General features: G+C 61.3%; 32 protein-coding genes and 1 tRNA gene. 26 read left to right on the plus strand and 7 right to left on the minus strand.

Annotated features, from left to right (window positions below; translation table 11 throughout):
- Nucleotides 1-271 precede the first annotated feature (271 nt).
- From NW827_RS07115 to lipA, 3 genes are all read left to right on the plus strand, one after another.
- Entirely contained in the window at nucleotides 272-400 is a 129-nt protein-coding gene (locus NW827_RS07115; protein ID WP_414362370.1) for a hypothetical protein, read from the plus strand.
- Between the two features lie 37 nt (nucleotides 401-437).
- Complete coding sequence (locus NW827_RS07120; RefSeq protein WP_414362371.1) at nucleotides 438-935, plus strand: DUF4079 domain-containing protein; 498 nt, start codon at nucleotides 438-440, stop codon at nucleotides 933-935.
- An 86-nt stretch (nucleotides 936-1021) separates the two neighbouring features.
- A complete protein-coding gene (gene lipA, locus NW827_RS07125; protein WP_414404324.1) occupies nucleotides 1022-1876 on the plus strand; it encodes a lipoyl synthase in 855 nt (284 codons plus the stop codon).
- A gap of 7 nt (nucleotides 1877-1883) precedes the next feature.
- On the opposite strand, the gene NW827_RS07130 is transcribed toward lipA, so the two are convergent.
- Entirely contained in the window at nucleotides 1884-3086 is a 1203-nt protein-coding gene (locus NW827_RS07130; RefSeq protein ID WP_414503492.1) for an Era-like GTP-binding protein, read from the minus strand.
- Between the two features lie 147 nt (nucleotides 3087-3233).
- On the opposite strand from NW827_RS07130, the gene NW827_RS07135 reads away from it, so the two are divergent.
- From NW827_RS07135 to NW827_RS07160, 6 genes are all read left to right on the plus strand, one after another.
- Nucleotides 3234-3371 (plus strand): hypothetical protein, encoded by a 138-nt coding sequence (locus NW827_RS07135; RefSeq protein WP_414362374.1) that lies wholly within the window; start codon nucleotides 3234-3236, stop codon nucleotides 3369-3371.
- A 110-nt stretch (nucleotides 3372-3481) separates the two neighbouring features.
- On the plus strand, nucleotides 3482-3613 hold the full coding sequence (locus tag NW827_RS07140; protein WP_414362375.1) for a hypothetical protein: 132 nt from the start codon (nucleotides 3482-3484) through the stop codon (nucleotides 3611-3613).
- Nucleotides 3591-4088, plus strand: a complete 498-nt coding sequence (gene aroQ / locus NW827_RS07145) for a type II 3-dehydroquinate dehydratase (RefSeq protein WP_414362376.1) — start codon at nucleotides 3591-3593, stop codon at nucleotides 4086-4088. Before NW827_RS07140 ends, aroQ begins: the two co-directional genes overlap by 23 nt.
- Before the next feature lie 82 nt (nucleotides 4089-4170).
- Entirely contained in the window at nucleotides 4171-5511 is a 1341-nt protein-coding gene (locus NW827_RS07150; RefSeq protein ID WP_414404322.1) for a UDP-N-acetylmuramoyl-tripeptide--D-alanyl-D-alanine ligase, read from the plus strand.
- Between the two features lie 107 nt (nucleotides 5512-5618).
- Complete coding sequence (locus NW827_RS07155; RefSeq protein WP_414362378.1) at nucleotides 5619-5846, plus strand: DUF3134 family protein; 228 nt, start codon at nucleotides 5619-5621, stop codon at nucleotides 5844-5846.
- A gap of 73 nt (nucleotides 5847-5919) precedes the next feature.
- Nucleotides 5920-5992, plus strand: a tRNA-Ile gene (locus NW827_RS07160).
- 77 nt (nucleotides 5993-6069) lie between these two features.
- Here NW827_RS07160 and NW827_RS07165 read toward each other — a convergent pair.
- Together NW827_RS07165 and NW827_RS07170 are read right to left on the minus strand one after the other, a co-directional pair.
- Nucleotides 6070-7380, minus strand: coding sequence for a D-alanyl-D-alanine carboxypeptidase (locus NW827_RS07165; RefSeq protein ID WP_414503493.1), 1311 nt, complete (start codon nucleotides 7378-7380; stop codon nucleotides 6070-6072).
- A 46-nt stretch (nucleotides 7381-7426) separates the two neighbouring features.
- Nucleotides 7427-7807, minus strand: coding sequence for a hypothetical protein (locus NW827_RS07170; protein ID WP_414404320.1), 381 nt, complete (start codon nucleotides 7805-7807; stop codon nucleotides 7427-7429).
- 261 nt (nucleotides 7808-8068) lie between these two features.
- On the opposite strand from NW827_RS07170, the gene NW827_RS07175 reads away from it, so the two are divergent.
- Both NW827_RS07175 and NW827_RS07180 read left to right on the plus strand, forming a co-directional pair.
- The gene (locus NW827_RS07175; RefSeq protein WP_414362381.1) at nucleotides 8069-8515 is read left to right on the plus strand and encodes a Fur family transcriptional regulator; all 447 of its coding nucleotides are present in this window, start codon (nucleotides 8069-8071) and stop codon (nucleotides 8513-8515) included.
- 401 nt (nucleotides 8516-8916) lie between these two features.
- A complete protein-coding gene (locus tag NW827_RS07180) occupies nucleotides 8917-10959 on the plus strand; it encodes a M48 family metalloprotease (protein WP_414404319.1) in 2043 nt (680 codons plus the stop codon).
- On the opposite strand, the gene NW827_RS07185 is transcribed toward NW827_RS07180, so the two are convergent.
- Nucleotides 10956-11345, minus strand: a complete 390-nt coding sequence (locus NW827_RS07185; protein WP_414362446.1) for a phosphomannose isomerase type II C-terminal cupin domain — start codon at nucleotides 11343-11345, stop codon at nucleotides 10956-10958. The genes NW827_RS07180 and NW827_RS07185 overlap by 4 nt on opposite strands.
- A gap of 200 nt (nucleotides 11346-11545) precedes the next feature.
- Here NW827_RS07185 and NW827_RS07190 point away from each other — a divergent pair, with 200 nt between their 5' ends.
- The 7 genes from NW827_RS07190 (at nucleotide 11546) to folK (ending at nucleotide 18145) form a co-directional block, all read left to right on the plus strand.
- Nucleotides 11546-11914, plus strand: a complete 369-nt coding sequence (locus NW827_RS07190; protein ID WP_414404318.1) for a 2Fe-2S iron-sulfur cluster-binding protein — start codon at nucleotides 11546-11548, stop codon at nucleotides 11912-11914.
- A 53-nt stretch (nucleotides 11915-11967) separates the two neighbouring features.
- Complete coding sequence (locus NW827_RS07195; protein ID WP_414503494.1) at nucleotides 11968-13221, plus strand: O-antigen ligase family protein; 1254 nt, start codon at nucleotides 11968-11970, stop codon at nucleotides 13219-13221.
- Nucleotides 13222-13340: 119 nt separating this feature from the next.
- Nucleotides 13341-14735, plus strand: a complete 1395-nt coding sequence (gene rlmD, locus NW827_RS07200; protein WP_414503495.1) for a 23S rRNA (uracil(1939)-C(5))-methyltransferase RlmD — start codon at nucleotides 13341-13343, stop codon at nucleotides 14733-14735.
- 111 nt (nucleotides 14736-14846) lie between these two features.
- Nucleotides 14847-15938 (plus strand): redox-regulated ATPase YchF, encoded by a 1092-nt coding sequence (gene ychF / locus NW827_RS07205; protein ID WP_414404315.1) that lies wholly within the window; start codon nucleotides 14847-14849, stop codon nucleotides 15936-15938.
- A gap of 491 nt (nucleotides 15939-16429) precedes the next feature.
- Nucleotides 16430-17299: a dihydropteroate synthase gene (gene folP, locus NW827_RS07210; RefSeq protein ID WP_414404314.1), complete on the plus strand. Its 870-nt coding sequence runs from the start codon at nucleotides 16430-16432 to the stop codon at nucleotides 17297-17299.
- The gene (gene folB, locus NW827_RS07215; protein ID WP_414503496.1) at nucleotides 17286-17642 is read left to right on the plus strand and encodes a dihydroneopterin aldolase; all 357 of its coding nucleotides are present in this window, start codon (nucleotides 17286-17288) and stop codon (nucleotides 17640-17642) included. Before folP ends, folB begins: the two co-directional genes overlap by 14 nt.
- On the plus strand, nucleotides 17639-18145 hold the full coding sequence (gene folK / locus NW827_RS07220; protein ID WP_414366273.1) for a 2-amino-4-hydroxy-6-hydroxymethyldihydropteridine diphosphokinase: 507 nt from the start codon (nucleotides 17639-17641) through the stop codon (nucleotides 18143-18145). Before folB ends, folK begins: the two co-directional genes overlap by 4 nt.
- A gap of 3 nt (nucleotides 18146-18148) precedes the next feature.
- Here folK and gap read toward each other — a convergent pair whose 3' ends face one another.
- Nucleotides 18149-19162 carry a type I glyceraldehyde-3-phosphate dehydrogenase gene (gap, locus tag NW827_RS07225; RefSeq protein WP_414404313.1) on the minus strand — a complete coding sequence of 338 codons (1014 nt, stop codon included), beginning with the start codon at nucleotides 19160-19162 and terminating at the stop codon, nucleotides 18149-18151.
- 180 nt (nucleotides 19163-19342) lie between these two features.
- Between gap and surE the strand changes: the two genes are divergently transcribed.
- Nucleotides 19343-20074: a 5'/3'-nucleotidase SurE gene (gene surE / locus NW827_RS07230; RefSeq protein WP_414404312.1), complete on the plus strand. Its 732-nt coding sequence runs from the start codon at nucleotides 19343-19345 to the stop codon at nucleotides 20072-20074.
- Here the strand turns inward: surE and NW827_RS07235 are convergent.
- Nucleotides 20057-20671 carry a DUF3318 domain-containing protein gene (locus NW827_RS07235; protein WP_414404311.1) on the minus strand — a complete coding sequence of 205 codons (615 nt, stop codon included), beginning with the start codon at nucleotides 20669-20671 and terminating at the stop codon, nucleotides 20057-20059. The two genes, surE and NW827_RS07235, sit on opposite strands and share 18 nt — an antisense overlap.
- Before the next feature lie 133 nt (nucleotides 20672-20804).
- On the opposite strand from NW827_RS07235, the gene NW827_RS07240 reads away from it, so the two are divergent.
- From NW827_RS07240 to NW827_RS07255, 4 genes are read left to right on the plus strand one after another with little or no spacing between them, the layout of a single operon-like run.
- Nucleotides 20805-21557, plus strand: a complete 753-nt coding sequence (locus NW827_RS07240; protein WP_414404310.1) for a GvpL/GvpF family gas vesicle protein — start codon at nucleotides 20805-20807, stop codon at nucleotides 21555-21557.
- Between the two features lie 50 nt (nucleotides 21558-21607).
- On the plus strand, nucleotides 21608-22798 hold the full coding sequence (locus NW827_RS07245) for an FAD-dependent oxidoreductase (RefSeq protein ID WP_414362395.1): 1191 nt from the start codon (nucleotides 21608-21610) through the stop codon (nucleotides 22796-22798).
- Nucleotides 22786-22983 (plus strand): sulfur carrier protein ThiS, encoded by a 198-nt coding sequence (gene thiS, locus NW827_RS07250; RefSeq protein WP_414362396.1) that lies wholly within the window; start codon nucleotides 22786-22788, stop codon nucleotides 22981-22983. Before NW827_RS07245 ends, thiS begins: the two co-directional genes overlap by 13 nt.
- A 33-nt stretch (nucleotides 22984-23016) precedes the next feature.
- Nucleotides 23017-23844: a thiazole synthase gene (locus tag NW827_RS07255; protein WP_414404309.1), complete on the plus strand. Its 828-nt coding sequence runs from the start codon at nucleotides 23017-23019 to the stop codon at nucleotides 23842-23844.
- A 19-nt stretch (nucleotides 23845-23863) separates the two neighbouring features.
- On the opposite strand, the gene NW827_RS07260 is transcribed toward NW827_RS07255, so the two are convergent.
- Nucleotides 23864-24496 (minus strand): class I SAM-dependent methyltransferase, encoded by a 633-nt coding sequence (locus NW827_RS07260; RefSeq protein WP_414404308.1) that lies wholly within the window; start codon nucleotides 24494-24496, stop codon nucleotides 23864-23866.
- Nucleotides 24497-24646: 150 nt separating this feature from the next.
- Here NW827_RS07260 and NW827_RS07265 point away from each other — a divergent pair, with 150 nt between their 5' ends.
- The 3 genes from NW827_RS07265 to NW827_RS07275 all read left to right on the plus strand — a co-directional run.
- Nucleotides 24647-25375 (plus strand): M50 family metallopeptidase, encoded by a 729-nt coding sequence (locus NW827_RS07265; protein ID WP_414404307.1) that lies wholly within the window; start codon nucleotides 24647-24649, stop codon nucleotides 25373-25375.
- Between the two features lie 122 nt (nucleotides 25376-25497).
- On the plus strand, nucleotides 25498-25641 hold the full coding sequence (locus NW827_RS07270) for a hypothetical protein (protein ID WP_414362400.1): 144 nt from the start codon (nucleotides 25498-25500) through the stop codon (nucleotides 25639-25641).
- Between the two features lie 95 nt (nucleotides 25642-25736).
- A partial coding sequence (locus tag NW827_RS07275; protein WP_414503506.1) for a glycosyltransferase family 4 protein occupies nucleotides 25737-26835 on the plus strand: 1099 nt, incomplete at its 3' end.

Here is a 26835-nt window from a genome sequence, read left to right on the forward strand (position 1 = left end):
GAAAACAAGGGGGCCGCCCTCCGGCAACTGCCCTGCCGTTTTCACCTTCAGATCCCGTTTTTGGCAGTCCTAACCCAAGAGATTTCTCGAGACTGTGCCCGGCTTCCTCTTGCTGCCACGTCTCCTCCTCCAGACCCTGCATGTCCAGCTAGGAGATGCCCTGCGCTCCCAGCAAGGGGGTGCCTTTGAGGCCAAGGCAATCCTGGCGGGGCTGTGCCCAAATTGGCAGCCGGCGCTCCTCCTGTAAGGGATCCAGCTGAGGGGAGTTGGGATGGGCAGCGCTACCCCCCTGCCCAGCTGGCAACCTGGCCGGCTGCCAGCGGCCATCACCCCGAAGCTGCCTCAGGTGCTGGAGGCTATGGGCGACCCTGTGGCAGAAGAGGAAATTAATTTATGTTAAAACTTGGGAGTAGCTCTCCCTTGGGTGTGCAGTTTCTATGAGCAGCATTCAACTTCCCCGCTGGTTGGATTTAGCCCTGCCCTTCTTTCACCCTGTGCTGATGATTTTGGCCTCTGCCCTAGCCCTCTATACCCTCTATTTGGGTCTGCAGGTGCGAAGGCTACGCACTGCCTCAGCGGAAGAGCGCAAGGAGTTGATTAAGGGTAAGTTTGGCCAGCGGCATTTTCTCGCGGGATCTCTTTTTTTGCTGTTGATGGTGTTGGGGGCCCTAGGGGGTATGGGGGTGACCTACCTTAAAAACGGCAAGCTGTTTGTCGGGCCTCACCTGTTAGCAGGGTTAGGCATTGTAGCCTTGGTGGCCAGCTCTGCTGCTCTGGCGCCCTTGATGAAGGATGGGCAAAAGGTGTGGGCCCGCAATGTCCACTTGCTGCTCAACGGGGTCATCTTGGGGATCCTAGGGTGGCAGGCGGTAACCGGCTTTCAAATTCTGCAGCGCATCGTCAACCAAATGCTAACCACCCCGCAGGTGGCCTAAGCGCCCAAGCTACTCCGTAGGGGCAGCCTCTATGCCAAAATAAACCCTACCTCAATCCCGCAGAAACTAAGCCAGCGGTTCTGTCCATGCCTGCTAGCCCTCTTCCCAGCTGGGTCAAGCGTTCCATTGGCAAAGCCAGTGAGATCGCAGCGGTGCAGCAGATTATCAAGCAGCGGGGCCTGTACACCATCTGTGAGGAGGGACGCTGCCCCAATCGGGCCGAGTGCTACAGCCAAAGGACTGCCACCTTTCTCCTGATGGGTGGAGTCTGCACCCGTGCCTGTTCCTTTTGCCAAGTGACCAGGGGACGGCCCGCCCCCCTGGATCCCGAAGAGCCGGAGAAGGTGGCCGAGGCGGTTGAGCTGCTGGGGCTGCGCTACGTGGTGCTGACCTCAGTAGCTCGCGATGACCTGCCGGACCAGGGATCCGGCCGCTTTGTGGAGGTAATGGAGGCCATTCGGCGGCGCTGTCCCAACACCCAGATCGAGGTGCTCACTCCTGACTTTCGCGGCGACCGCGACTGCATTGCCCGCGTGGTGTCAGCTCGGCCAGCCTGCTACAACCACAACATCGAGACAGTGCGGCGGCTGTCCAAAGTGGTGCGGCGCAGTTCTGGCTACGACCTATCACTGCGGGTTTTGCAAACAGTAAAGGAGCTAGATCCCCATCTGCCTACCAAGTCCGGCCTTATGCTGGGGCACGGGGAGACCCGGGAGGAAGTGCTGGAGACGTTTCGGGATCTGCTGGCAGTGGGGTGCGACCGGCTTACCCTAGGGCAGTATTTGCAGCCTTCTTTGGCCCATCGTCCTGTGCAGCGCTACTGGACACCAGAGGAGTTTGCCGAGCTGGGGGAGATTGCCCGCCAGATGGGGTTTCGCCAGGTGCGCTCTGGGCCTCTGGTGCGTAGCTCCTACCATGCTGCCGAGATGGTGCAGGACTAGGCGCTCCCTAGACCTTGGCCGGTAGCTCTTTGCTGCCAATGAGATCCCGTAGGACGGCCCCTAAGCCAAACGCTTCGCCAACCCAGCGGGTCAACAGGGGCGGCCCTAGGGAGCCCAGGCGGTATAGGCCCACTCCTGCTACCACTCCCGCCAGGAGGCTGTTGCCCCAGCCTCCCCCCAGCCAGCTACCCAGCCCTTCGGCCAACAGCAGCAGCAAGCCGTTGAAGAGCAGCGGTCTCCACAAGTCCCCTATTGCCCTGCGGAGGGCTCGCCACGGCAGGCGCAGCCGCCTTCCCAAGCCCAACAGCCACAGCCCATCCAGCAGGGGCGCTAGCAGCAGGTCCAAGCCCAAGGGTGCTAAGCCCACAGCTACCCCCTTGCCAAGGGCGCAGGCCGTACTCCACTGCTCTAAGTAGCGGGCGTGATACTGCCACTGCTTTTGCCACAGCTGGGCCTGAAGGCGCTCCAGCCGCTTCAGCCCATTCAGGGCCAAAAGGGATTCTGCCTCCGTCTGCAAAATCTCCACAATTCGGCCTCGCAGAGCCTCAATCTGGGGTGCGGGTCGCTCCCACTCCAGGGTAATACGACCATCGGGCCAGTGGGTGCGGACTTTCTGGGGTTTTGGGCAAGCGGCCACCGTCAAGAGTGCCTGCGGCGACAGCCAGTCCAGGTGGCGGCTGATCTGTTCGCAAATGGCCTGCAGCTCTGCCTCCGAATAGAGATCACACTTGTTCAACACCAGCAGGAGGGGCTTGTGCAGGGTGCGCAGCTCCAGCAGGGCCTGGTACTCTAGCTGGGTGAGATCGGTGGCAATCACAAACAGAATGAGATCCGCTGCCCGGGCCACCTCCCAGGCCAACTGCTCGCGCGCCTCGCCATTGATCTCGTTTAAGCCGGGGGTGTCGATGAGCCGCACCTGCCAAGGGATCCCTGGCCCTGGCTGCCATAGCAGAGACTGCGGCTTTTGCGTTACGCCATTGAGGGGCCCCACTTCCAGCCGAGCCTCGCCAGCTAGGGCATTCAAAACAGCTGACTTGCCGCGGTTGACCAGCCCAAAGGCGGCAATGGAAAATAGCCGCGCCGTCAATTGCTTGCGCAAAGCGGACAAAGCCTTAAGCTCCGGCTGCAAGTCTGGACGGCTGGCCAGAGCTTGCCAGTGATCCCAGCAGCGCTGAAGAACGGTTTCAGCTTGGGCTAGGGGAGTGGTCATTGACAAGAAAAAAGGGATTAACCCTCACTCTACAAGGAAATTGGCCACTACAGCCCAGCTTCCCTCCCCCAACGGGGGGAACTCAGCTGGGATCCGCCAAGGGGAGAATGGGGCATGATAGGCGTAGGTCGACGCTCCTCAAGTAGTATGCTCCGCCGCCTTCCCAAATCTCTCCGCTGGGGATCCCATCGCTCCAAGCAAGAACGCCAGATCGTCCGCCTCCTCTTGGCCTTTGCCGGGGCTCTGCTGGCTGTGGACATTCTGCTCTTGAGTGCTCTGCACTAGGGATTTCCGGCTGAGATTGCCCTGTTCCCTGGAAAAGAAGGCTATCATAGATAGAAAGTCGAGGGGTTAAACTCCCTTGAGAGCTTTGCAACTCCTACGAGGCAAGTCGGATGGATTGGGTAGAGAAAGTCCTGGAAAAGATCCGCGAATGGGTGGAACGTGTCATTGATGCCTTGCTGGGAAGTCCTCAGCCTCAACCTGCACCCATTCCGGTAGAAGATGGATCCCCTCGTCGTCGTTAATCCGACTGCCCTGGCCACCAGTGGCGAACCCTTGAGCCTCTTGGTGTTGCACGGTCCCAACCTCAACCTGCTAGGAGAACGAGAGGTGGGCATTTATGGCTCAGTTTCCCTAGAGCAGGTTGATCAGGCTCTGCAGCGGCAAGCAGAGCTGCTGGGGGTAAAGCTGGAGATCCTGCAGTCCAATCATGAGGGAGTGCTCATCGACGCCATTCACCGCGCCCGCCAGCAGCACGCTGGCATTCTGATCAACCCCGGCGCCTACACCCACACCAGTATTGCTCTGCGGGATGCCATTGCTGCCGTGGGATTGCCCACTGTAGAGGTTCACCTCAGCAACATCTACCGCCGCGAGCCCTTCCGCCAGCACTCCTACATTGCTGCTGTAGCCATTGGGCAAATCAGTGGGTTTGGGGCCCATAGCTACTTGCTGGGTCTGCAAGCTCTCGTCCAACACCTGCGGCGGCCAGTAGCCTAGCCAAGGGGCTCTGAGAACTTGCCGCAGGCGAACCTTCCTTTGGCTATCCTACCCTGACTTTAGCTGGCGGGAGGGTCAACCCATGCTGACGTTACAAAGGGTGGCTGAGCTGCTGCAAACTCCTCTGCAGGGGGATCCCCAGCTGTTGAGCTGGCCGGTTCAGACCCTCTGTACCGACAGCCGCCAGCTGCAGCCGGGAGCAATCTTTGTGGCTCTGCGGGGAGAACGCTTTGACGGGCACGATTTCATTCCCCAAGCCCTCAGCAAAGGGGCCGTTGCCGTCATCAGCCAGCAGCCGGTGGCTGCACCCCATTTTCGGGTTGCCGATACCCTGGCTGCCTACCAGCGCCTAGCCAGAGCCTGGCGGGAGCAGTTTGCCATTCCTGTGGTGGCCATTACTGGCTCAGTAGGCAAAACCACGACCAAGGAAATGCTGGCGGCTGCCCTCTCCCGCTACGGCAGCGTTCTCAAGAGCGAAGCCAACCACAACAACGACATTGGGGTGGCGCAGACGCTGCTGCAGATGCGACCTGAGCACCAGTTTGCAGTGCTGGAAATGGCCATGCGCGGTCCTGGCGAAATTTCCCGCCTGGCCCAGATGGCTCAGCCCACCCACGCCCTGATTACCCATATTGGCACTGCCCACATTGGTCGACTGGGATCCCGCGAGGCCATTGCCGCTGCCAAGTGTGAGCTCCTGCAGGAGCTAGGCCAGGGGGGAGTGGCTCTGCTTAACGGTGAGGATCCCTTGCTGCTAGCCACTGCCGCCAGGGTGTGGTCGGGACCAACCCTCACCTACGGCCTCGACCAAGGTAACCTGCGAGGGCAGTGGAATCCGCAAGCGCAAACGGTAACCGTGGAGGGCTTGACCTTGCCGGTGCCCCTGCCAGGCAGACACCACGCCCTCAACTGGATGGGGGTGCTGGCGGCTGTGCGCAGCTTGGGGTTGGATTGGGACCGCCTGCGGGAGCCTATCCTCTTGCCTCCACCTCTGGAGGGGCGTAACCGCCATCTTAAGTTGGCAGGAGATGTGGAGATTTGGGATGAGACCTACAATGCCTCGCCAGAGGCGATGATTGCGGCTCTCCAGCTTCTGGCCCAAACCCCGGGGAAACGGCGCTGGGCCGTCCTCGGCCCCATGCGGGAGTTGGGGGAGCATGCCCCTCAGCTTTATGCAGAGGTGGGGCGCGCAGCTGCTCCTTTGGGGTTGGAGCGGCTGTTGCTTTTGGATCCTGACGGGGAAATGCAGCCGCTAATTGAGCAAGGGCCGGCGGCTGAGATAGAGCGCTGTGAGGACCAATCGACTCTCCTAGAAATTTTGCTGCAGCAGGTGCAGGGGGGGGATCGGCTGTTATTTAAAGCAGCGCGAGCCATCCAGTTGGAGCGGGTGCTGCAGCGCTTTTTGCAGTCCTGGCAGGCCTAGGCTAAGCTAAGAGTTGGCCGCTAGCTCGGCCCTCCTCTCCCTAGAGGGGAGGCGTTTCGACTTTGTCTATCCTTCCTCAGTTTCCCTTTTCCGAGACAGGAAGAAGTATGTACTACCACAACCCTTCTCTGCGGGAGGAGCCGCGGGATCAACCGCCGGTAGTCTTGCCTTCCAGTGGCAGCCTCTCCATCCTGGACTGGCTACGCCAAGAAGGTCGCTTGCTGGAGCAGCCGATGGAAGTTCCTGAGATAACCCTGGACGAGGATCTCGAGGAGATTGACGACCTGATTGGCGATAACTTCGTGGAAGACTTCGAGATGGAGGAAGAGGAGTAGGTCAGAAGGGCCTAGGAGTGGGCCGAGCCCTCCTAGTGAGGATCTAGACAGGGGCGCTAGAGTAGAGAAAGAAGGGGCGTTGGCCGAGCGGTTTAGGCAGCAAACTCATAATTTGCCTTACACAGGTTCGACTCCTGTACGCCCCAGAGGCAAAGCTCTTTACCCAAAGGTGCCGCAAAGCTCCGGGCGGCGGTAGGGAAACCCGCCTGCTGTAGAGTGGCCGCTAGCGATAGCCTGGGGTGGAGTAGTTGAGGGCAAAGTGAAGGCGGGATCCCCCATCCCTCCAGCGTGGCCTCCAGTGCTCAGGCAAGGTCGCAGGGGCTCCCCACTGCGATTGCAGCTGGCTGAGGAATTGTTCCTGCCAGGTACGTAGGTTGGCCAAAGGGGCGCCGCTGTTCATTAGGGCAAACCAAATGTCCCCCTTCTCGGTTGGCAATACCCCCGCCAAGGTGCTGATGCTGCTCAGGGTGCCAGATTTGGCAATCATCATCCTTGGCAACAGCCGTCGCTCCAACACCCCCCCATCTTGGCCGACGACAGCAAAGGCATCTGCTAGAGAGAGCCCCTGCTTTTCCAGAAACAATTGAATTGCCTGCAACAAAGCTACATCGGCCCGCGGAGAAATGCGGTTTTTCACCCCCAACCCCGAGCCGTTGACTAGCTGTAGCTCTGCGGGCGGGATCCCTGCTGCCCTGCGGGCAATTTGGGCTACCCGCTCTGCTCCTCCCACCGCAGCTGCCAACATCTCCGCCATGGAGTTGTTGCTGTAGAGATTCATTAGCTTGAGCAGGCGAATGAGGGGGGGCGACTCGTGCCTAAGCAAAACTTGGGCGGTAGCTGGGATCTGCTGGGCAAGCCGCACCGAGCCCAAGATCTCCACTTGCGGCCTGGGGGTGCCAGGGGGCAAGGTCTGAAATTGGACCTGGGCTTCTGGCGGCCAGCGCCGCGCATCCAGCCCCTGCTGCAGCAGAGCTCCCGAGCGGGCTACATCCTGGGAAAAGTTCATGTAAAAGCGACCTACCACCACCAGATCCCCGCGCACTTGGCGGATCCCCTGACCATTGAGAGCGTTGCCAACCAAGAAGGCCTCTTCCCACACGAAGAAGGGATCCTCTCCCCCCAGCACCCAGAGATCCCCCTGCAAGACTCCCTCAGCGGTTAGTGAACCCGTGGTTAACCAGGTGGTAACAAAGCGGTGCTGGGGGCCAAACTGCTGCAGAGCGGCCAGCGTAGTGGCCACCTTGCTCAGGGAGGCCGCCGGCAGGGGGGTGGATCCCTGGTGCTGCCCCAACACCTGGTCGCCCACCTGCAGCCAAACCCCCTGGGCCTTGGCAGAGAAGCCGCGATCGGTCAACTGGGCCAGGTAGGCCTCCACCTGAGGTTGCAGGGATCCCTGCGCCGTTGCCTGGGAAAAAGGAGCTGCGCCCAGCAGCAGGAGCGCTGCCGAGAGCATAGCCCCCCAGATCGCCACCAGCCCCTTAATCAGCCAAACCCGTCGCCGTCGTTGGCGATAGGGGTGCGCCGCCCTGCTCACCGCAAGTGCCCTCTAAAAACACCAGCCCGCCACTACAGCGGATCCCTCAGCTCGGCAACTCCCAGCCGTTCTCTTCCACAGGTTCCACGTCGATGGTGCCGGGGGGCGTTTGCCGGTAAAAGTGTCCATCGGCAACAAACAGGGGCTCGCCACAACTGGGACAAAAGAAGCAGCTGCCTTCAAGGGCTTGCGCCTCTGAGCCACAGACTGGGCAGAGATCCGTTGCCATCCAGCGGCGGGCCCACCAGCGAAAGGCCATCAGCACCAGCACCGGCAGAGAGAGCAAAAACAAAAGCAGGGCTACTAGGCCAACCACCAGCCAGCCTAGGCCAAGGCCGGTTAGCAAAGCTGCCGCAGCTAGGGATCCCAGCCAAAAACCCCAGCCCGTTAGAGAAATGGAATAGGTTTTGGGCTGCTCAAAGCGCATCTTTTTCTGCCTTCCCCCAAACCAACTACGCGGGCCTTTTCCTGAGCATGGTAGCCCAAACTTGCCGGCAGCAAGAGCAGGCTAGCTCCTCCCCGCTGGATAGGGCTCTCCCCTTGCGGGCTGAAGGAGGCGCCGTGGCTGCTCCTCAAGGGATCCCTTGGCTAGCTAAAAAGCGCTGGCAGGGCTCTCAGGAAAGCTATTATCAATTACAGAACTTATTGAGGGGCACGGCAACGTTGCCTAAAGTGGAGGGGCAGGATTATGGTCTATACGGAGGAAGCTTTCAAGGCAGAGCTGAACGCTAGGGGTTGGCGAGCCACTCGGCAACGGGAGATCATTCTACAAACCTTTCAAAGCCTCCCGGAGGGAACTCACCTAAGTGCTGAGGAGCTGCACAAGAAGTTGCAGGAAGAAGGCCATAAAATTAGCCTTTCCACTATCTACCGCACCGTCAAGCTAATGACGCGCATGGGCATTTTGCGGGAGCTGGAGCTGACGGAAGGCCACAAACATTACGAGATCAACCAGCCGGCCCCCCACCACCATCACCATTTGGTTTGCATTAAAACCAACAAAGTCATCGAGTTTAAAAACAATGCTATCCTCAACATTAGCCAGAAGGTGGCGGAAAAATACGGCTTTAAGCTGCTCGATTGTCAGCTCACCATCATCGGCATTAGCCCCGAGGGGCAGCGCTCGATTGTGTAGCCCAGCTCCCCTTTGCCTGGGCTGCCCTCCCCCCCAGAGGAGCAGCAAGAGATCTTTGAGAACAGCTGCTGTCAAGTTGCCAAGCCACTGGAGGGAACCCAAGCTATGAACGAGCAGGAAGTGGCACAGTGGCTGGAGGGGGCTCTAGCTGATTTGTGCCTGCGAGTCCAAGTCAAGGCCCAGCCCCTCCAAGACAGCCCTGGGGACTACGCCTTGGCGATCCTGCTCAATCGCCCTGCCGATTCCACTCCCAACTATGAGCAGCTGAGCGCTTGGTTCCAGAAGGCCATAGCTAGCCGCTACCCCCAAGTCAAGCGCTTGGCCCTTTACAGCCGCCCCATTGGCCAGCGACAGGCGGACTGGCAGACGCAGGTAAGCCTGGTGCCGGAGCTCAAAAGCGCTTGGGAGCTGGATCTGTCCAAGACCGCCAGTTGCTCACCGCCGACCTGCCTCAACCTTCGAGCGTGGTGCGCCAGGCGGTCTTGGGTTTTCATAGCCTCACGGCTGGGCAAAAAGAGGAAGTTCTGCCCTTGCTGCCCACCTTGTTCCGCAACCCCAGCGCCGTCTCCACGGTAGCGTTGTCGGTGGAAGCGGCCCTGTGGCTGGAACCTCTGAAAAGTCTCAACCCCTATGAGCTGCGGCTCCTGGGCATTTGGCTAAGCCGCTATTGCTTCGATCCCAGCCGCACCTTAGCAGAGTTGGATCCTGCCACCTCGGGTCTCAAAACCGGTCAGACCCGACGCCGGTATCGCGCTCCTCAGACAGGGGTCTCGCTGGTTTTGGCCAGCTTTGCCGGCAACCTCACTCTGGCCGCCGGCGTGACCCTGAGCCTGTTGTTCGGCCTGGTGTTTGTGCTTCTCCTGGCCGTTTTCGGCACCCTGGAAGGGGGGTTTTCCTTCGGCTCTTTCCTTGCCGCCGTTCTACTCACCCTGACCTTCAATGCCCTGATTTTCTTTTTGTCCCCCTGGTTGATGGACTGGATCCAGCACAGCCTCTACGGCACCCAGTGGGTGAGCCTGGCGGAAATCGGGCGTCGCAGCCCCGAAAGCGCGGAGGTGATCGAACGGGTCTGCCGCCAGTACAAGCTGAAGCAGCCGAAGCTGGGTCTAATCCGCGATCAAAACCCCACTGCCTTCAGCTATGGCAGCCTGCCCAATAACGCCCGCATTGTTGTCAGCGAGGGCTTGTTCACCTACTTGGAAGATGAAGAGGTGGCTACCGTTTACGCCCACGAGCTGGGGCATATCATCCACTGGGATTTCGCGGTCATGACCCTGGCTGCCACGCTGGTGCAGCTCCTCTATCTCCTCTACGTCTACGTGCGCGACACACGCCGGGAGCGCAGAGGCGGCAAAAACATAGGTTTCTTGGCTCTGGTCGCCTACTTTTTCTACGTGGCCGGCTCCTACTTGGTGCTGTATCTGTCGCGGGTGCGGGAGTACTTTGCCGCCGCAACCACCGGCAACCCCAATGCCCTGGCGCGGGCGCTGGTGAAAATTGCCTTTGGCATCGTGCAAGAAGGGGAACGGGAAGAGGATGAGGAAGCCCGACAGCGCAGTGCTCGCCTGCTGGAAGGGACGCGGGCCTTAGGGATCTACGATGCCAAGGCGGCGGTGATAGCCGGGACAGCCTACCGGCTTGCTTCGGATCCCAGCCAAGTGGGCAGGGTGTTTCTGTGGGATCTGTTTAACCCTTGGGCCTGGTGGATGGAGCTGAACTCCACCCATCCCCTTACCGGCAAGCGGGTGCGGGCGCTGGCTACCTATGCCGAACAACTGGATCTGCCGGTGGAGTTCGACATGGCCAGCGTGGTGGCCCAGGGCAAGCAGCTCAACCGCCAGCAGCTCTACGGCAGTTTTCTCAGGGATCTGCTGCTGTTGAATGCCGAGCGGCTGGGGGCAGTCTTGGGGATGGTGCTCGGGATCCCAGCTCTGCAGGCAGGGTCTTACGGCATGCTTGCCGGCCTGGCACTGGCGGGAGCCAGCCTGGGCCTGCTGCTGAAGATGACGGTGATGTACCCCAGCTTGGAAAACCCGCCGGCGTTGACGGTGCTGAAGGCGATGAGCAACCCCTACGCCAGCCCCTTGCGCGGCTTGCCGATGCAGTTGCAGGGGCGGGTGATTGGGCGAGGGGATCCGGGCTACCGCTTTGGCGCCGATCTCAAGCTCCAGGATGAGACGGGGATGATTTTCCTGCGCTATGTTTCTCGGCTGGGGCCGCTGGGCAATTTCCTATTTGGAGCCAAGCAGGCCGCAGGCCTAATTGGCAAGGAGGGAACGGTTGTCGGATGGTTCCGGCGGGGGGCAGTTCCCTACCTAGATCTGGCCCGCTTCCAGAGCCGCTCTGGGAAGGTAGTGACCAGCCATCCAGCCTTTGGACAGGCACTGCAGGTGGCGCTGGGCTTGATGGCTGCCCTGCTGGTGATCACCCTTTCCCCTTTCTAGGGAGCTTGGCCGGCACAGGAGGGGGTCGGTGGCTCCCCAGTAGCACGGGCGTAGTCGTCGCTAAAGCGGACGATGTCGTCTTCGCCCAGGTACTGGCCGTTTTGCACCTCGATGATCACCAGGGGGATGACGCCGGGATTTTCCAGGCGGTGCTTGGTGCAGGGGGGCACGTAGGTGGACTGGTTGGTGGTGATCAGCCGCTCTTCATCGCCGCAGGTAACCTTGGCAGTACCGGCAACCACAATCCAGTGTTCGCTGCGGTGGTAGTGCATCTGCAGGCTAAGGCGACGCTTAGGCAGCACCACAATCCGCTTGATCTTGTAGCCGGGGCCCTCCTCCAGGACGGTAAAGCTACCCCAGGGGCGGGTTTCGGTATTGCTCTCCATGAGCTTGTTGAAAACTTCGGCCGAGAAGGTGGCCGGCAGTTTTTCCACTGAGGGCAGGGGAGAATTGTGGGCTTCTAGCATAGGCTGCTCTCCTTGGGGCCCTGCCTTCAGCTTATCCTACGGAGCAAGGAAGTAGCCTAACCCCGTTGAAATCCTATGGGATCATGGAGAAGTGATCTTGGAAAAGGCCCTTCTCCTCCATGCATTCCTACCCAGTTCACATCCACGACCGCCAGAAAGACGCTCACTATCTCATCCAGGTACCGGCTGACCAATACATCCTAGAGGCTGCCGAAGCCCAAGGGATCCAACTGCCCTTTGCCTGTCGCAACGGCGCCTGCACCACCTGTGCGGTGCGGATCCGGCAGGGATCCCTCTACCAGCCGGAGGCGATGGGGATCTCGCGGGAGCTGAAGGAGCAGGGCTACGGGCTGCTGTGCGTGGGCTATGCCCGCTCGGAGCTGTGGGTGGAAACCCAGGATGAAGATGAGGTGTACGAGCTGCAGTTTGGCCGCTACTTTGGTCAGGGGCGGGTACGACCAGGGATCCCCCTTGACGACGAGGAATGATGGCTAGGCCAATCTTGTCTTGCCGCCCCTGGCAGGGGGAGGCCTCAAAAGGGTTGCCGCCTTCCTGGCCACCTCAGCCGCAAAGCTGGCTGCTGGGAGCAGCAGCCCTGATCCCAGTCAACCTGGCTCCCAGTCTCTTGCTGGCGGTGGTGGGGACGGTGCAGAGCTATGGCCGCTCCTGGCAGCAGATCCGGCGGGATCCCCTGCTGCCCTTGGCCGGCCTGCTGAGCCTGGCGGCGGTGGCAACGGCGCTGCTGGCAGAAGACTGGCGGCTGAGCTTGCTGGGGATGTTTAACTACTGGCCTTTTCTGCTGATGCTGCCAGCCTTAGCTGGGGCACTGAGGGATCCCCTCAACCGCCGGCGCCTGGCACAGGTGTTGGTGCTAGGCAGTGGGCTGATGCTGCTGTTGGGCTGGGGAGAGGTCCTGTGGGGGTGGCGGGGGCATCTCTTCTTGGGGCCGCTCTGGATTACGGGAGTGGCTGGCGGGGAGCGACCGGCGGCGGCCTTCACCTCCCCCAATATTCTGGCCATCTACCTGGTGATCCACCTGTGCTTGGCGGCGGGGCTGTGGGGGGTAGCCTCATCCCCCCTTACCAGAGCAGCGCTGGCGGCAATGCTGGGGCTAGGATTCCTGCTGTTACTGCTGACAGCCTCCCGCAACGGCTGGGGGGCAGGGGGGCTGGCACTGCTGATGGGATTGGCGCTGCGGCGCTGCTGGGGGAGGATGGCTCTCCTGGCCGGCCTGGGGCTAGCCAGCTTGGCGGCGGCTTTGGATTGGCCCGGCTGGCGGGCGGTTGTGCCCTCCTTGATCTGGAGCCGGCTGGCAGACACCTTCGACCCCCAGGCCCCCCATTTCAGCTCTACGACCAACCGCCTGGATGCCTGGCGCTTTGCCCTGCAGATGGTGCGGGAGCGTCCCCTAACGGGCTGGGGCTGGCAGAGCTTCCCTGCCCTCTACAACGCCCAGGATCCGCCGGAGCTGCTGGGCCACTGCCACAATTTGTACTTGCACCTAGCTGCAGAAGGCGGGATCCCTCTGCTAGTGGGCTATTTGGCCCTGTGGGGCTGGATCTGGGTGCGGGGCTGGCAAGCCTGGCGCTGCTCCCAGGACGGGGTTCTCTTGGGAGTTTTGCTGGCCTTGACGGCATTTTTTGCTGCGGGGCTTTTGGACGTGGTGATCCTGGATGGCCGCATTCACCTGTTGATAACCTTGCTCTTGGGCGCAGCTTGGGGAGCCAGCCTCGAGCCCCTCTGCAGCGAGGCAAATAGGGTTCCGGCGGCTCCCTTCCCAGGCGAGGCCTCCTAGCCAATGCCACAATAGAGTTTTCGGTTGCCGGATTTTCTTGCGTATCGAGTTTAGCCTTGGATTCGTTGGATTGACTCCAGTCCCCGCTCATTGGTATTTGGAGTGCCCCACCTTCTTCCATGGAGCAGCCAATCCCTTCCCTGGCACCTGAGCCCATCAAGCCAGGGGATCTCCTATCCCTAGAGATCACCGACCTAACCCCCGAGGGCGATGGCATTGCCCATACGTTTGGCCACGGGCGGGGTCGGGTAGTGTTTGTAGCCCAAGGTGTGCCGGGGGATCGGGTGGTGGCCCAGGTCATTGAGATTAAGCGCAACTACCTGGTCGGGCGAATTCGTTCCCTCCTTGCTCCCTCGCCGCAGCGGGTGCGACCCGCTTGCATTGTGGCCGACAAGTGTGGTGGCTGTCAGTGGCAGCACGTCCGCTACGAGCAGCAGCTAGCCACCAAGCAGCAAATTCTCCGGGATGCCCTGGAGCGCATTGGCGGCCTTTCCCTGCCCGAGCCCGTCCCGATTTTGGGATCCCCGCAGCCGCTGCGCTACCGCAACAAGGTCACCTACCCCATCGCCAAAGCGGAGGGCCAGCCGTTGCGCATGGGCTACTACCGACCGGGCAGCCACCGCCTGGTGAACCTCAACCAATGCCCTGTGCAGGACGAGCGGCTGGATGTGTTCCTAAGGGAAATAAAGCAGGATCTGCAGGAAACTGGCTGGAGCGTGTATGACGAAAGCCGCCACCAGGGCCACCTGCGCCATCTGGGCTTGCGCATTGGCCGCCGCACCCGTGAGGTGCTCCTCACCTTGGTCAGTTGCAGCCGCGACCTGCCCCATCTGGAAAGGTGGGCCCAGCGCTGGATGCAGCGCTACCCTGACCTGGTGGGGGTCTGTCTTAACCTCAACCCGGCCCGCACCAACGTCATCTTTGGCCCGCAAACGGAGGTCATTGCCGGGCGGGGATCCCTGCGGGAAGAATTGGCCGGTCTTTCCTTTTGGATTGACAGCACCTCCTTCTTTCAAGTCAACACGGAGCAGGCGGAGGCCTTTTTTACCTGGATAGTGGATCAGCTCCAGCTGCGTGGCGAGGAGATCGTCCTAGACGCCTACTGTGGCATCGGCACCCTAACCCTGCTCTTGGCCCGGCGGGCCAAACGGGCGATAGGGGTGGAAGTCCTGCCGGCGGCGGTGGCCCAGGCCCGCTACAATGCCCAGTTCAACGGCATCGCCTCGGCCCAATTTTTCCAGGGCACAGTAGAAGCGGTTTTGCCGACTCTGCCTCCTGCCGATATCGTGGTGTTGGACCCGCCGCGGCGCGGCTGTGACCGGCAAGTGCTCGAGATCCTGAAGCAGCGACAACCCCAGCGCATCGTCTACATTAGCTGTCACCCTGCCACCTTGGCGCGCGACCTGCAAATCCTGATGGCCGAGGGATCCTACCGCCTAACCCAATGGCGAGCCGCTGACTTCTTTCCCCAGACGGGCCATGTTGAGGGAGTGGTCTTTTTGGAGCGGGTCTGAGGGCAACTCCAGGGGAGGGGGGTGAGGGAGCAGCAGCCACCGGCAACCAATGCTAACGTCAGAATAGTTAAAGTTTCGCAACGGATCCCCTTGCCGTTACCCTAGCCTCTCATGCTCAGAGCTGGCATTGTTGGCCTGCCCAATGTGGGCAAATCGACTCTCTTTAACGCCCTCTGCGAAAATGCCAAGGCCGAGGCGGCCAACTTTCCTTTTTGCACCATCGAGCCCAACATAGGGCGGGTGGCGGTGCCGGATGAGCGCCTAGAGGTGCTGGCCAAGATCAGCGGCTCGGCGGCAATCGTCCCCGCCCAGATTGAGTTTGTTGACATTGCTGGGCTCGTAGCTGGCGCCAGCAAAGGCGAGGGGCTGGGCAACCAATTTCTCTCCCACATCCGCCAGGTGGACGCCATCGTGCATGTGGTGCGCTGCTTTCAGGACGAGAACATTGTCCACGTGGCCGGCTCCGTGGATCCCCTGCGAGACATAGGCGTGATTAACCTAGAGCTGGCCCTGGCGGATCTGGCGCAGATCGAGCGGCGTTTGGAGCGGGTGCGCAAGCAGGCCAAGTCCGACAAAACGGCTCAAGTGGAGCTGCAGGCCCTGGAAAAGCTACAGGCTGCTCTGGACGAGGGCAAGCCAGCTCGCCTGGTGCCCCTTAGTCCGGAGGAGGAGGCCGCCATCAAGGGGCTGGGGCTACTCACGCGCAAGAAGGTAATCTACGCCGCCAACGTAGCGGAAACGGAGCTGGCCACTGGCAACGCGTGGGTAGAGCAGGTGCGGCAAGTGGCGCAGGCGGAAGGGGCGCGTGTGGTGGTGGTCTCAGCCCAGGTGGAGGCGGAATTGGTGGAGCTGCCGCCTGCAGAGCGACAGGCTTATCTAGACTCGCTGGGGGTGAAAGAAGGGGGGCTGAAATCCTTGATCCGCGCCACCTACGAGCTGCTGGGTCTGCGCACCTACTTTACTTCCGGCCCCAAAGAAACTCGCGCCTGGACGATCCCTGCCGGTGCCACTGCTCCCCAGGCAGCGGGGGTGATCCACTCGGATTTTGAGCGGGGTTTTATCCGGGCAGAAACGATAGCGTATGAGGATCTAGTGGCAGCAGGATCCCTAAGTGCTGCCCGAGAGAAGGGGCTGGTGCGCAGCGAGGGCAAGGACTACGTGGTTCAGGAAGGGGATGTGATGCACTTTCGCTTCCATGTCTAGGGTTCCCTGGCCTATTCCGCCAAGCCGCGTGCCCCCTGCCCCTAAGCAAAAAGACCTAGTTCTTTCTGGGAAGGGATCCCCGCCGCAGAGGGGCCTGCTTTGAGGAAGAGTTTTCCTGAGAAAACCGTTGACGCTGTAACGAAACATCACAATAATTGGACTAGGTAAACAAGTTCTTTAAGGGACATATTGATGGATCTGCTGCAATACGGGCCGATGGCCTGGGTTTACCTAGCAATTTTTGCTTCTATCATCTGGTGCCTCTGGGGTCGTTCGGAAGACGACATCATGTTTTAGCTTGAGCAAGAGGGGTTCCTCTGCAGGCCTAAACTCCTCCCTGACTTGGGCGAGCAGGGGATCCCTCTTGGATATAGCTTTTTGCAAAGTAGGATTCAGATAGGCTTGCCCTAGCCCCAGAAGGAAGAGTAAAGCCATCGAGAGCGGAGAGATCCCTCTCGGCTGCTTTGACAGCAGATCTGTTTGCAGTAGTTATGGGCTTTACCAGCTTGATCTCCCGCCGTCCCCTGCCTGGGGCCGAACAAACACCGGAGGGGTACCGCCTTTCCTGGCGGGGAGTGGCGGTGATGGGGGTACTCAATGTAACCCCCGACAGCTTCAGCGACGGTGGCCAGTGGGGATCCGTAGAGGCAGCCGTGCAGGCAGCCAAGGCCATGGCAGCAGCGGGAGCCTTGATTGTGGATATCGGCGGCGAGTCCACCCGGCCGGGGGCGGAGCCGGTGTCGGTGGAGGTGGAGTGCGACCGGGTTTTGCCCGTGATCCGGGCTCTAGATGGATCCGGCATTCTCATCAGCGTTGATACGCGCCGAACGGAGGTGGCGGCGGCGGCTCTAGCAGCCGGAGCGCACATGATTAATGACGTCACTGGGCTGCGGGATCCGCAGATGATGCAGCTGTGTGCCGAGAAGGGGGTGCCGGCAATCATCATGCACATGCGGGGAGAACCGCGCACCATGCAGCAGCTCACCCACTACGACGACCTCGAAGGGGAAGTTTTTGGCTTTCTCAAGGATCAAGCAGAACGGGCGCTGGCAGCCGGTGTTCCCAGTGTGATTTTGGATCCCGGCCTGGGTTTTGCCAAAACCGCCGAGCAGAACATTGCCCTCCTCAAAGCGCTGCCACGGCTGGTGGCCTATGGCTACCCGGTGCTGGTGGGAGCCTCGCGCAAAAGTTTTGTTGGCCAGCTTGCCGGGATTGCTGTGCCCAGGGAGCGGGATAGCGCCAGCGTAGCCGTGCACCTCTTTGCCGCCAGCCGGGGCGCTACCCTGGTGCGGGTGCACAACGTCCCGGCCCATGTCTCGGCTCTGGCAGCTTGGGCAGGTCTCCACGATGAACCCCACTAGGCTGGTGCTGCGGGGTCTTAGCTTCCATGCCCACCACGGCTATCGTCCTGAGGAGGCTGTGTTGGGAGGGCGCTTTGTGCAGCTTGGTTGGGTTCCCCAGGGGGATGACCTGGCCCCCACGGTGGACTACGCCCAGGTGTACGAGGCGGTGCGGGAAGAGGTAACCCAGCAACGCTACCGGCTGATCGAGACGTTGGCAGAGCGGATTGCTGAGCGGCTGTGGCAGAACTACCCCCCGTTGGAAGCCCTAACGGTGCGGGTGCACAAGCCGCAAGCTCCCCTGCCGGGCCTGTTCGAGGATGTCTACGTGGAGATCGTCCGCCGTCGCCCTGCTCTTCCATGAAGCCTGACCTGGCCTACATTGCTTTGGGCAGCAACCTGGGGGATCCGCTGCAGCAGTTGCGCACGGCTGGAGAGAAGTTGCCGCGGCTGGGCCAGGTGGTGGCCCGCTCCAGCCTCTACCGCAGCCCTGCCCAAGGGGGGCCGCCGGGGCAGCCGGATTACCTCAACGCCGTGGTGGCGCTGGATCCCTTTCCCCCTTACCAATCGCCCCTAGAGTTGCTGAGGGCGCTGCTGGCCATCGAGCAGGAGGCGGGGCGGGTGCGGCGCATCCGCTGGGAGGCCAGAACGCTGGATCTGGATCTGCTGGCCATGGGCAACCGGATCCTGAAGAGCCCTGAGCTAACCCTGCCCCACCCTCGCATGATGGAGCGCCCTTTTGTCCTGGCCCCGCTGTGCGAGATCGCTCCCCATTGGCGCCACCCTGAAACCGGCGTAGCTGCAGCTGAGGCGCTGGCTGCCCTGGATAGCTCCTGGCTGGAGCGCACCGACTTAGGCTGGGATTGAGCTCTACAGCGCAGCCGCCATTTTCACCGCCAGATCCACCAGCCGCGAGGCGTAGCCGTACTCGTTGTCGTACCAGGAGAGCACCTTCACGGTGCGATCCCCCAGCGTCATTGTCGACTCTAGATCCACAATCGAAGAGTGGGGATCGCCGATGATATCGGCCGAAACAATGTGCGGCGGGGCAATGGCGAGGATGCCGCGCAGCGGCCCTTCAGCAGCTTCAACAAAGGCTTGGTTAACCGCCTCTTTAGTAATGGGCCGCTCAGTGCGCACGACAAAGTCCACAATCGAGCCGGTTAGCACAGGCACTCGCAGCGCCAGACCATCCATTTTCCCCCTTAGGGCAGGCAAAACCTCAGCAACTGCCGTGGCTGCTCCGGTTGTGGAGGGCACAATCGACACCGCTGCCGAGCGGCCCCGCCGATAGTCCTTCGGATCTGGGCGATCCACAATGGCCTGGGTGGCGGTGTAGGCGTGGCAGGTGGTGAGAAAGCCCGTCTCGATGCCGAAGCGGTCCAACAAGACCTTGGCCAGCGGTGCCAGACAGTTGGTGGTACAGGAGGCGTTGGAGACAATATGGTGCCGCGCGGGGTCGTACTGGTCGTCGTTGACCCCCATCACCACCGTTAGGTCGGCGCCTTTGGCAGGGGCGGAGATAATCACCTTCTTGGCGCCGGCTTCTAGGTGTTTGACTGCCCCTTCCCGCTTGGTAAACAGGCCAGTGGATTCTATCACCAGTTCGACGCCCAGATCTTTCCAGGGAAGCTGGGCCGGATCCCGTTCTGCCAGAACCCGAATCTTGTGGCTGCCAACTTGCAGGTGGCCATCCACAACGCTTACCGTCTGGGGCAGGCGACCGTAGGCAGAATCAAATTGCAGCAGGTAGGCCAAGTTTTCCGGCTCAGTTAAATCGTTAACCGCCACCACCTCCAGCCCCCGCTCGGGTTGGGAAAGCAGCGCCCGCAAAAACGACCGGCCAATGCGGCCAAATCCGTTGATGGCTACCCGTGTGGTCATCGCAATCCTCCGGTATCAGTTCACAAGCATGGGTCGAGGGCTGCGGCGCAGGAGACGCCAACCCCCTAGGGATAGGTTAGAAGAAGAACGGGATCCGCCTTGCCTTTGCATTTGGATCCCATCTGCAACGGAGATTTGCGATTCAGGCTAACCCAGGAAGTTGCCGGTAGAGGAATTCAGATGAAGGTATTGCTGACCAACGATGATGGCATCGAGGCAGCAGGGCTGGCCCATCTCAAGCTGGCCCTCAGGGATCTGGTTGCCGAGGAACACTGCTGGATTGTGGCTCCCCACCAGCCAATTTCTGGCTGCAGCCACCAGGTAACGACGGGGCGGCCCTTTCGTGCCTGGGCCCGCGGCGAGCGCACCTTTGCTGTCGAGGGATCCCCTGCCGACTGCGTGCGGGTGGCCCTGTTTAAGCTCGCCCCTTCTGTGGATTGGGTGCTTTCTGGCATCAACGAGGGAGGGAATCTGGGATCGGATGTGTACTTGTCCGGCACGGTGGCGGCGGTGCGGGAAGCGGCGCTGCGCGGGATCCGGGGAATTGCCATCTCCCAGTATCGGGCGGGGAGCCAACCGATTGATTGGGAGCAGGTGCAGCGGTGGACGCGGGAGATCCTCGCAGAGCTAATGGAGCAACCCTTGCCGAGGGGCGCCTTTTGGAACGTGAACTTGCCCCACCTGCCGCCGGGATCCCCTTTGCCAGAGCGGGTCTATTGCCCTCTCTGCACACAGCCGCTGCCGCTCGACTACAGCGTAGAGGCAGAAGGGGAGGGGGCAGAGGTGCTGTGGTTCCGCTACCAGGGCCGCTATCGCGAGCGAGCCCGCGATCCCCAGACGGACACCGACATCTGCTTTTCCGGTCGGGTTGCTATCACGCAGGTGCACTTGACCTCAGGAGCTCCCTGGTGAAAGGTTACGGGCAATGGTTCTGAGGCGTTGCAGCCGCAGTGCTGTCAGGATGTCGGTGGGATCCAGCTTCAGGGTCTGTTCCAGAGCATCTGCCAAGTGGCGGGCTGCCTCCTGACGACTATAGCCGCGGAACTGGGCGCGGCGCAGGGCAAATTCATCGGCCTCGAAGGGGGCGCTTTCCCGATTGAGGTTTTGCCAGATTTGCCGAACGGAGAGGGCGGTAATGCCGCCAGCCAGAAGGGCAGAAAAGGGGTGCTGCAGAGAGATCTCCACCACTGTGGTAATGCCCCCAATCAGGGCCAGCGATTGGTAAAACCCTGGCTGCAGCCAGTTGCGATGGCTAAGCCAGCCCACCTCCCGCAAAAACAAGAGATCTCGGTGGGGCTGCGGGATCCCTTGCCAGCGGCGAAAGTCGATGGCGATGATGCCCTGGGGCTGCCAAGGAGCCTTGCGGCGAGAAACCAGCAGCCCCTCGCCGCCCGAGTGAGGAACAACTTTAATCAAAGCCCGGAAGGAAGCGGGGAGCAGATCCCGCAGCCGTTCAATTTCTTCCTTCTGAAAGGTTTCCAAAGAGTGGAAGTCTAGGCGACCCGTCATACTTCACCCACCTACTTGTGCCGGTTTTTGCCCATGGCTAGCAAGCTGTTTTTAGACCCCTCTCTAGCCTAGCGGCAGGAGGGGCGGGGGAAGAGTTGCATAGGCTGAAGAAAAGCCTAGCCGGGATGGAACCATGCCGTGGTCAGCTCAGCCGGAGGGGATCCCTAGCAGCCCTCTTTACACCTATGCTTTCTTGCCAAGGCCGGGGGCCTCCCTTTGCCAATTCATCCAGCAAATCCCCGGGCTTCAGCAGCCCCTGCAGGTGTTTTCCCCGCCGGGGGTCCGCATCGCCGCCGCTGTTGAGCCGCTACCCGACCCGGCGGCCCTCCAGGCCTCAGAGGAGGTGCTGCTGCGTTCGGCCCTGCGCCATGACCAGGTACTCTGCTGGCTATTTACCCAGACGCCTCTTTTGCCTCTCCGCTTTGGCACATGTTTTCTCTCGGCGGAAAAGCTAGAGGCCCACCTGCTGACCCAGCAGGCGGAGTACGAACAGGCGCTGGCTGTTCTCGGGGGAAGAGCCGAGTATTGTCTCAAAGGCAGGGTTCAAACCCAGCTTCCTCGGGATCCCCAGCCCGCCCCCAGTGGAACAGCCTATCTGCTGGCCCGCAGGCAGGCCTACCTGCACCAGCGCCAGGCCCAGGAGCAACGGCAGCAGGAGCTAGCCCTGCTGCAGCAGCTCTGGCCCCCTAACTGGCCTGTGCAGAAGGGGGATCTCCAGCCAGGGGAAGGGCTGCGGCTATACTTTTTGCTCACCCCTGCCGAACGGGAAGTTGCAGCCCAGCTTACCCAAACCTGGCTGGCGGAGCACCCCCACTGGCAATTGGACTGGAGCCCTCCCCTCCCCCCCTATCACTTTGTGGAGGCCCTGCGGGATCCTTCTGGATAGGCCTAGGTCGTAGGCATCTGACCAGCTTTCCCTCCTCTGCCACGCCACCCATGACTCTTCCCAGCGGTTCTCCTCAGAGCAAGCCCTCGTCCCCACCGCAGGCGGCCCAGCCGGATCCCGTCCTCATCCTCGGGGCCGGCCTCATGGGACGCCTGTTAGCTGCCAGCCTGCTCGACGCCGGCCATCGGGTGCACCTGGTGGAAGCGGCCCCGGCCACTACCCCCGAAAGCAGCGCCGCCCATTTTGCTGCAGCCATGCTGGCTCCGCTGGCCGAGTCGGTTGTAGCCGAAGCAAGTGTAGTGGTCCAGGGGTACTACGCCCTCTCCCGCTGGCCTGCTCTTCTGGCCAGCCTGCCAGAACCAGTTTTCTTTCAGCAGGAGGGCACTTTGATCCTCTGGCACCGCCAAGATGCCGGGGAAGCCAAGCGCTTCGCCAACTTGCTGGCCGCCGTAGGGGAACGCCTTCCCCACCTCCCCCGCCCCCAGCCGCTGGATGCCCAGGCGCTAGCTGAACTGGAGCCCTCTCTGGCTGGCCGATTTAGCCAGGGTCTCTATCTTCCCCAGGAGGGTCAGCTGGACAACCGCCAACTGCTGTTGGCTCTGCTGGCCAAACTGCGGCAGCACGGGGTGGAGGTGGAGTGGGGATCCCCCTGGACTTTGGAGCGGGCGCGAGCCTGGCAACAGCAAACCGGCGGCTGGGTTTTGGACTGCCGCGGCCTGGGGGCCCAGAAAGAATGGGGTGGCCAGCAGCTGCTACGGGGGGTGCGGGGGGAAGTGGTGCGTCTGTATGCTCCGGAAGTTTCGCTGCGGCGTCCAACGCGGCTGTTACACCCTCGCTACCCCATCTACATTGCCCCCAAGCCAGGGCATCTGTTCGTGGTGGGAGCCACCGAAATTGAATCCGAGGATCGCTCGCCTGTGAGCGTCCGCTCGGCTCTAGAGCTACTCAGCGCTGCCTACTCCGTCCACCCTGCCTTTGCCGAAGCGCGTATCCTAGAATTAGGCAGCCAATGCCGTCCCACCTTGGCGGACAATCTGCCGGCGGTGGTGGAGCCATCCCCGCGCCTACTGCAGATCAACGGTCTCTACCGCCACGGTTTTCTCATTGCTCCGGCCCTTCTCGATGCCGTTTTGGAGTACCTTCACCACGGCAGTTGTCGCCTTGCCCAGGAGTTGGGGATCCCTTTTCAGGTACAGGCTGCTCCGTTTTCCGGTAAGTCTCTGGCCCCATGCGCGTCCTAATCAACCAGAAACCCTACGATCTGCCGGAGGGCACAACTCTGGCCGAGGCCATTGCCCAGGTAGAGGTCAACGGCCCCTTCGCAGTGGCGGTTAATCTAGAATTTGTGCCGCGCGCCCGCTACGGGCAAACCCGTCTGCAAGAGGGCGACCAGGTGGAGATTGTCGTGCCAAGTGCCGGCGGCTAGTGCCCCAGTTGTCTTTCTCCCTCTCCTCCCCCAATGTCCACCCTTCTCCAGCTTTCCCCTTCCACTCAGGCCGATGGGGATCCTTTGGTGCTCTACGGACAAGCGCTGCCCAGCCGCTTGATGCTGGGGACAGCTCGCTACCCTTCGCCAGCTGTTTTGGAACAGGCGGTGGCGCGGGCGCAGCCCTGTCTGTTGACCGTTTCCCTACGGCGTCAGGGAGCCCTGGGGCCGCAGGCCTCGCAGGGGTTTTGGGCCCTGCTGCAGAAGCTAGGGATCCCGCTTTTGCCCAACACCGCCGGCTGCCACAGCGTGCAGGAGGTAATTACCACAGCGGAGATGGCCCGAGAGGTGTTTGGCACCGACTGGATTAAGCTGGAGCTGATAGGGGATGACTACACCCTCCAGCCGGATCCGGTGCAACTGCCCACTGCTGCCGCCGAGCTGGTGCGGCGGGGGTTTAAGGTTTTGCCGTATAGCACCGACGACCTGGTGCTGTGTCAGCGGCTCTTGGATGCCGGCTGTGAGGTAGTCATGCCCTGGGCGGCTCCCATCGGCACTGGCAAAGGCCCCCTCAACCCCTACAACTTGCGCCTGCTGCGGGAGCGGATCGAGGCGCCCCTAATTGTGGATGCCGGCCTAGGCCTACCTTCTCACGCTTGCCAGGTAATGGAGTGGGGCTTTGACGGGGTGCTGCTCAATACGGCAGTGGCCCTGGCTCGGGATCCGGTGGCGATGGCCGAGGCTTTTGCGGCAGCAGTGCGCGCCGGCCGCCAAGCCTACCTGGCGGGGGCAATGGCCCCCCAGGAAACACCCCAACCCAGCACCCCTGTTCTGGGCACCCCCTTCTGGCACCAGGGTTAGCTTCCCCTAGAGCAGGGGATCAAGCACCAGGCTTTTGCGCCTGGACGACCTGCAGGGCTCCTCCAGCGTGCAGGGTCTGCCGGACAGGTTGCCAGCCCTGTTGCTGCAGATACTGGGGCAGGTCCAGCTGGAGGAAGTGCCAGGCAGTCTCGGTTTCAAACAGGGCCAGAAAGAGGGCCAGGGCTGGCCAAAGGAGAGGCTGGCAGGGCGCGTGCAAATCCAGGATCAAGAGCCCTCCCCCCGGCTTGAGCACCCGCCCCACTTCCCGCAGCACCTGTTCCAGGTCGGGAAAAGGCAGCTCGTGCAGGGCCAGGCTGGTATGTACCCAGTCAAAGCTATCGGCAGGAAAAGGCAGATCCTGGGCAAAGGCTTGGACAAATTTGACGCTGGGGAGGCGTTGGTGAGCTGCCGCCAGGGCCTTGGGAGAAGCATCCAGGCCGACAACGTTTTGGCTTAGCTGGGCCAGGATTGGAGTCACCTCGGCAGGGCCACAGCAGAGATCCAGGACCCAATCCTGGGGTTGGATGGAGATCCCTTGCAGGGGCAACCGGCGCAGTCGCTCATATCCCCCCACTGCCAGGGCCGCTGCGCGGCTGATGCTGCGGTAAAGCCAAGGAAAGCGGTAGCTCCAGGTGCGCAGGAAGGTGGCCATAGGCAGGGATCCTCGTAGGAGCTTCTCCAGCCTACTTGTAAGACGGCTTCCCCGTCTTCCTCCTGTTGTCGGCCCTCACCCCCAACCTCTCTCTAGTGGGGAACTTTCTTTTGCCGCTAACCGTCTTCAAGCCCAGCTCCACTCCCTTAAATGATGACTCAGTTTGAGCTGCCTCCTTCCAAAGGGCCTGGCCAGCACAGCCTGACTTGGCTAGTGGCTGCGGCGGGGCTGACAGTTTTGCTCTGGCAGTTTCCCTGGGGCAATTATCTCCTCTATCCCTTTACTTTGTTGGCCACCTGGTTTCATGAGATGGGCCATGGCCTCATGGCAGTGCTGTTGGGGGGAGAGTTTCATCGTCTCGAGATCTATCCCGATGGCTCGGGGCTGGCTATTCACAGTGGCGAGCTGTTCTTGGGGCGGGTGGGGCGGGCCTTGGTGGCTGCTGCTGGGCCAATGGGGCCGCCCATAGCTGGGGCTATGTTCATCCTCACCTCTCGCCGTCCGAGCACAGCTCGGCTGGGGTTGTTGTTTTTGGGATCCCTGTTGCTGCTTTCGACGCTGCTTTGGGTGCGTTCTCCCTTTGGCTTCTTGTTTCTCCCAGCCATGGGCTTGGGGATCCTGGCAGTAGCTCGCTGGGCCTCCCCTGGGTTGCGGGGTTTTGCCCTGCAATTTTTGGGGGTACAAGCCTGTGTGAGTACCTATCGCCAGATTGACTACCTTTTTGTGGAGGCTACTGTCATTAACGGGCGGCTGATCCTCTCCGATTCCAGTCAGATAGCCCACAACTTATTTTTGCCCTACTGGTTCTGGGGAGGGGTGATGGCAGTGTTTTCTTTGGTTTTGCTGATGGGCAGCTTGCAACTGGCCTTCCGCGACTAGCCGAGGGAGTAAAGCCGCAATTTTGGAAGTGATTGCTGTCACCTAAAAATCCGTTGTCCATCACTGCCCAAGCGAAAAGACTGCCGCTACAGTAAGGGGCGTGAGGAGTGTGGGAGTGGACAATGTGGAAAGATGTGATTGGCCTGGCCCTAGCAGGCACGCTGCTGCTTATTAGCAAAACGGCGGCCGATACCCTCGGTCAGAGCCAAGATCCAACCCTAGGCCAGGTCAAGCCAGCTGGCCCTGCTGCCAGCCTTTCCCCCTAGGAGGGGGTACCCAGGCCGTTGTAACGTTGCTATTTTGTGCAACACTCATCCTAAGAGCCAGTAGTGGGAGCAGTGGAGTGGGCTTGGGATCCCCAATGCGCATTGCCCTGTTTACGGAGACGTTTCTGCCGAAGGTGGATGGCATTGTGACGCGGCTTTGCCATACGGTGCGCCACCTGACGGCCCGTGGCAACTCGGTGCTCATTGTTGCCCCGCAGGGGGCGCCTAGGCGGTTTGCCCGGGCACGGGTCTACGGGATCCCAGGCCTGCCCTTGCCCTTGTACCCGGAGTTGAAGCTAGCTGCTCCCGGCCCGGCCATTGGCAGACTGCTTAGCCGTTTTCGACCGGATGTCATCCACGTGGTCAACCCAGCGGTTTTGGGGTTGGGAGGCCTCTACTACAGCCAGACCATGGGGATCCCACTGGTGGCGTCCTACCACACCCATTTGCCGAAGTACCTAAAGCACTACGGGCTGGGCTTCCTGGAGGGGGTTTTGTGGAACCTCCTCAAGCTAGGGCACAATTTGGCGCGGCTTAACCTCTGCACCTCGACTGCCATGATGCAGGAGCTGACTGCCCACGGCATCGAGCGGGTTCACCTTTGGCAGCGAGGCGTGGATACGGAGCTATTCCATCCCCAAGCCGCCAGTTTAGAGATGCGGGCCCGTCTTACTGCAGGGCAGCCGGAGCGGCCACTGTTGCTGTACGTGGGTCGGCTCTCGGCAGAAAAAGAGGTGGGGCGGATCCGGGTGTTGCTGGAGCAGATCCCCCAGGCGCGGCTGGCCATTGTGGGCGACGGGCCAGAGCGGCGATCCCTGGAACAACACTTTGCCGGCTACGACGTCGTGTTTACCGGCTACTTGCAGGGGCAAGCGCTGGCAGCAGCTTTTGCTTCTGCAGATCTGTTTGTGTTCCCCTCCCGCACCGAGACGTTGGGATTGGTCTTGTTGGAGGCCATGGCTGCCGGTTGTCCGGTAATCGCCCCCCGCTGTGGCGGCATTACCGATGTGGTGGACAGCGGCCGCAACGGCTTTCTCTTCGATCCCGATTCCGACAGCGACTTTGTCCAGGCCACCCGGCAACTGTTGGAGAGTGCCGGGCAGCGGCAGCTCTTCCGGCAACAGGCCCGCCAAGAGGCCGAGCGCTGGAGTTGGTCGGCAGCCACACAACAGTTGGAGGAGTACTACCGCACCG

This window comes from Synechococcus sp. H70.1 (genome assembly GCF_047502705.1).
Classification (GTDB): domain Bacteria; phylum Cyanobacteriota; class Cyanobacteriia; order Thermostichales; family Thermostichaceae; genus Thermostichus.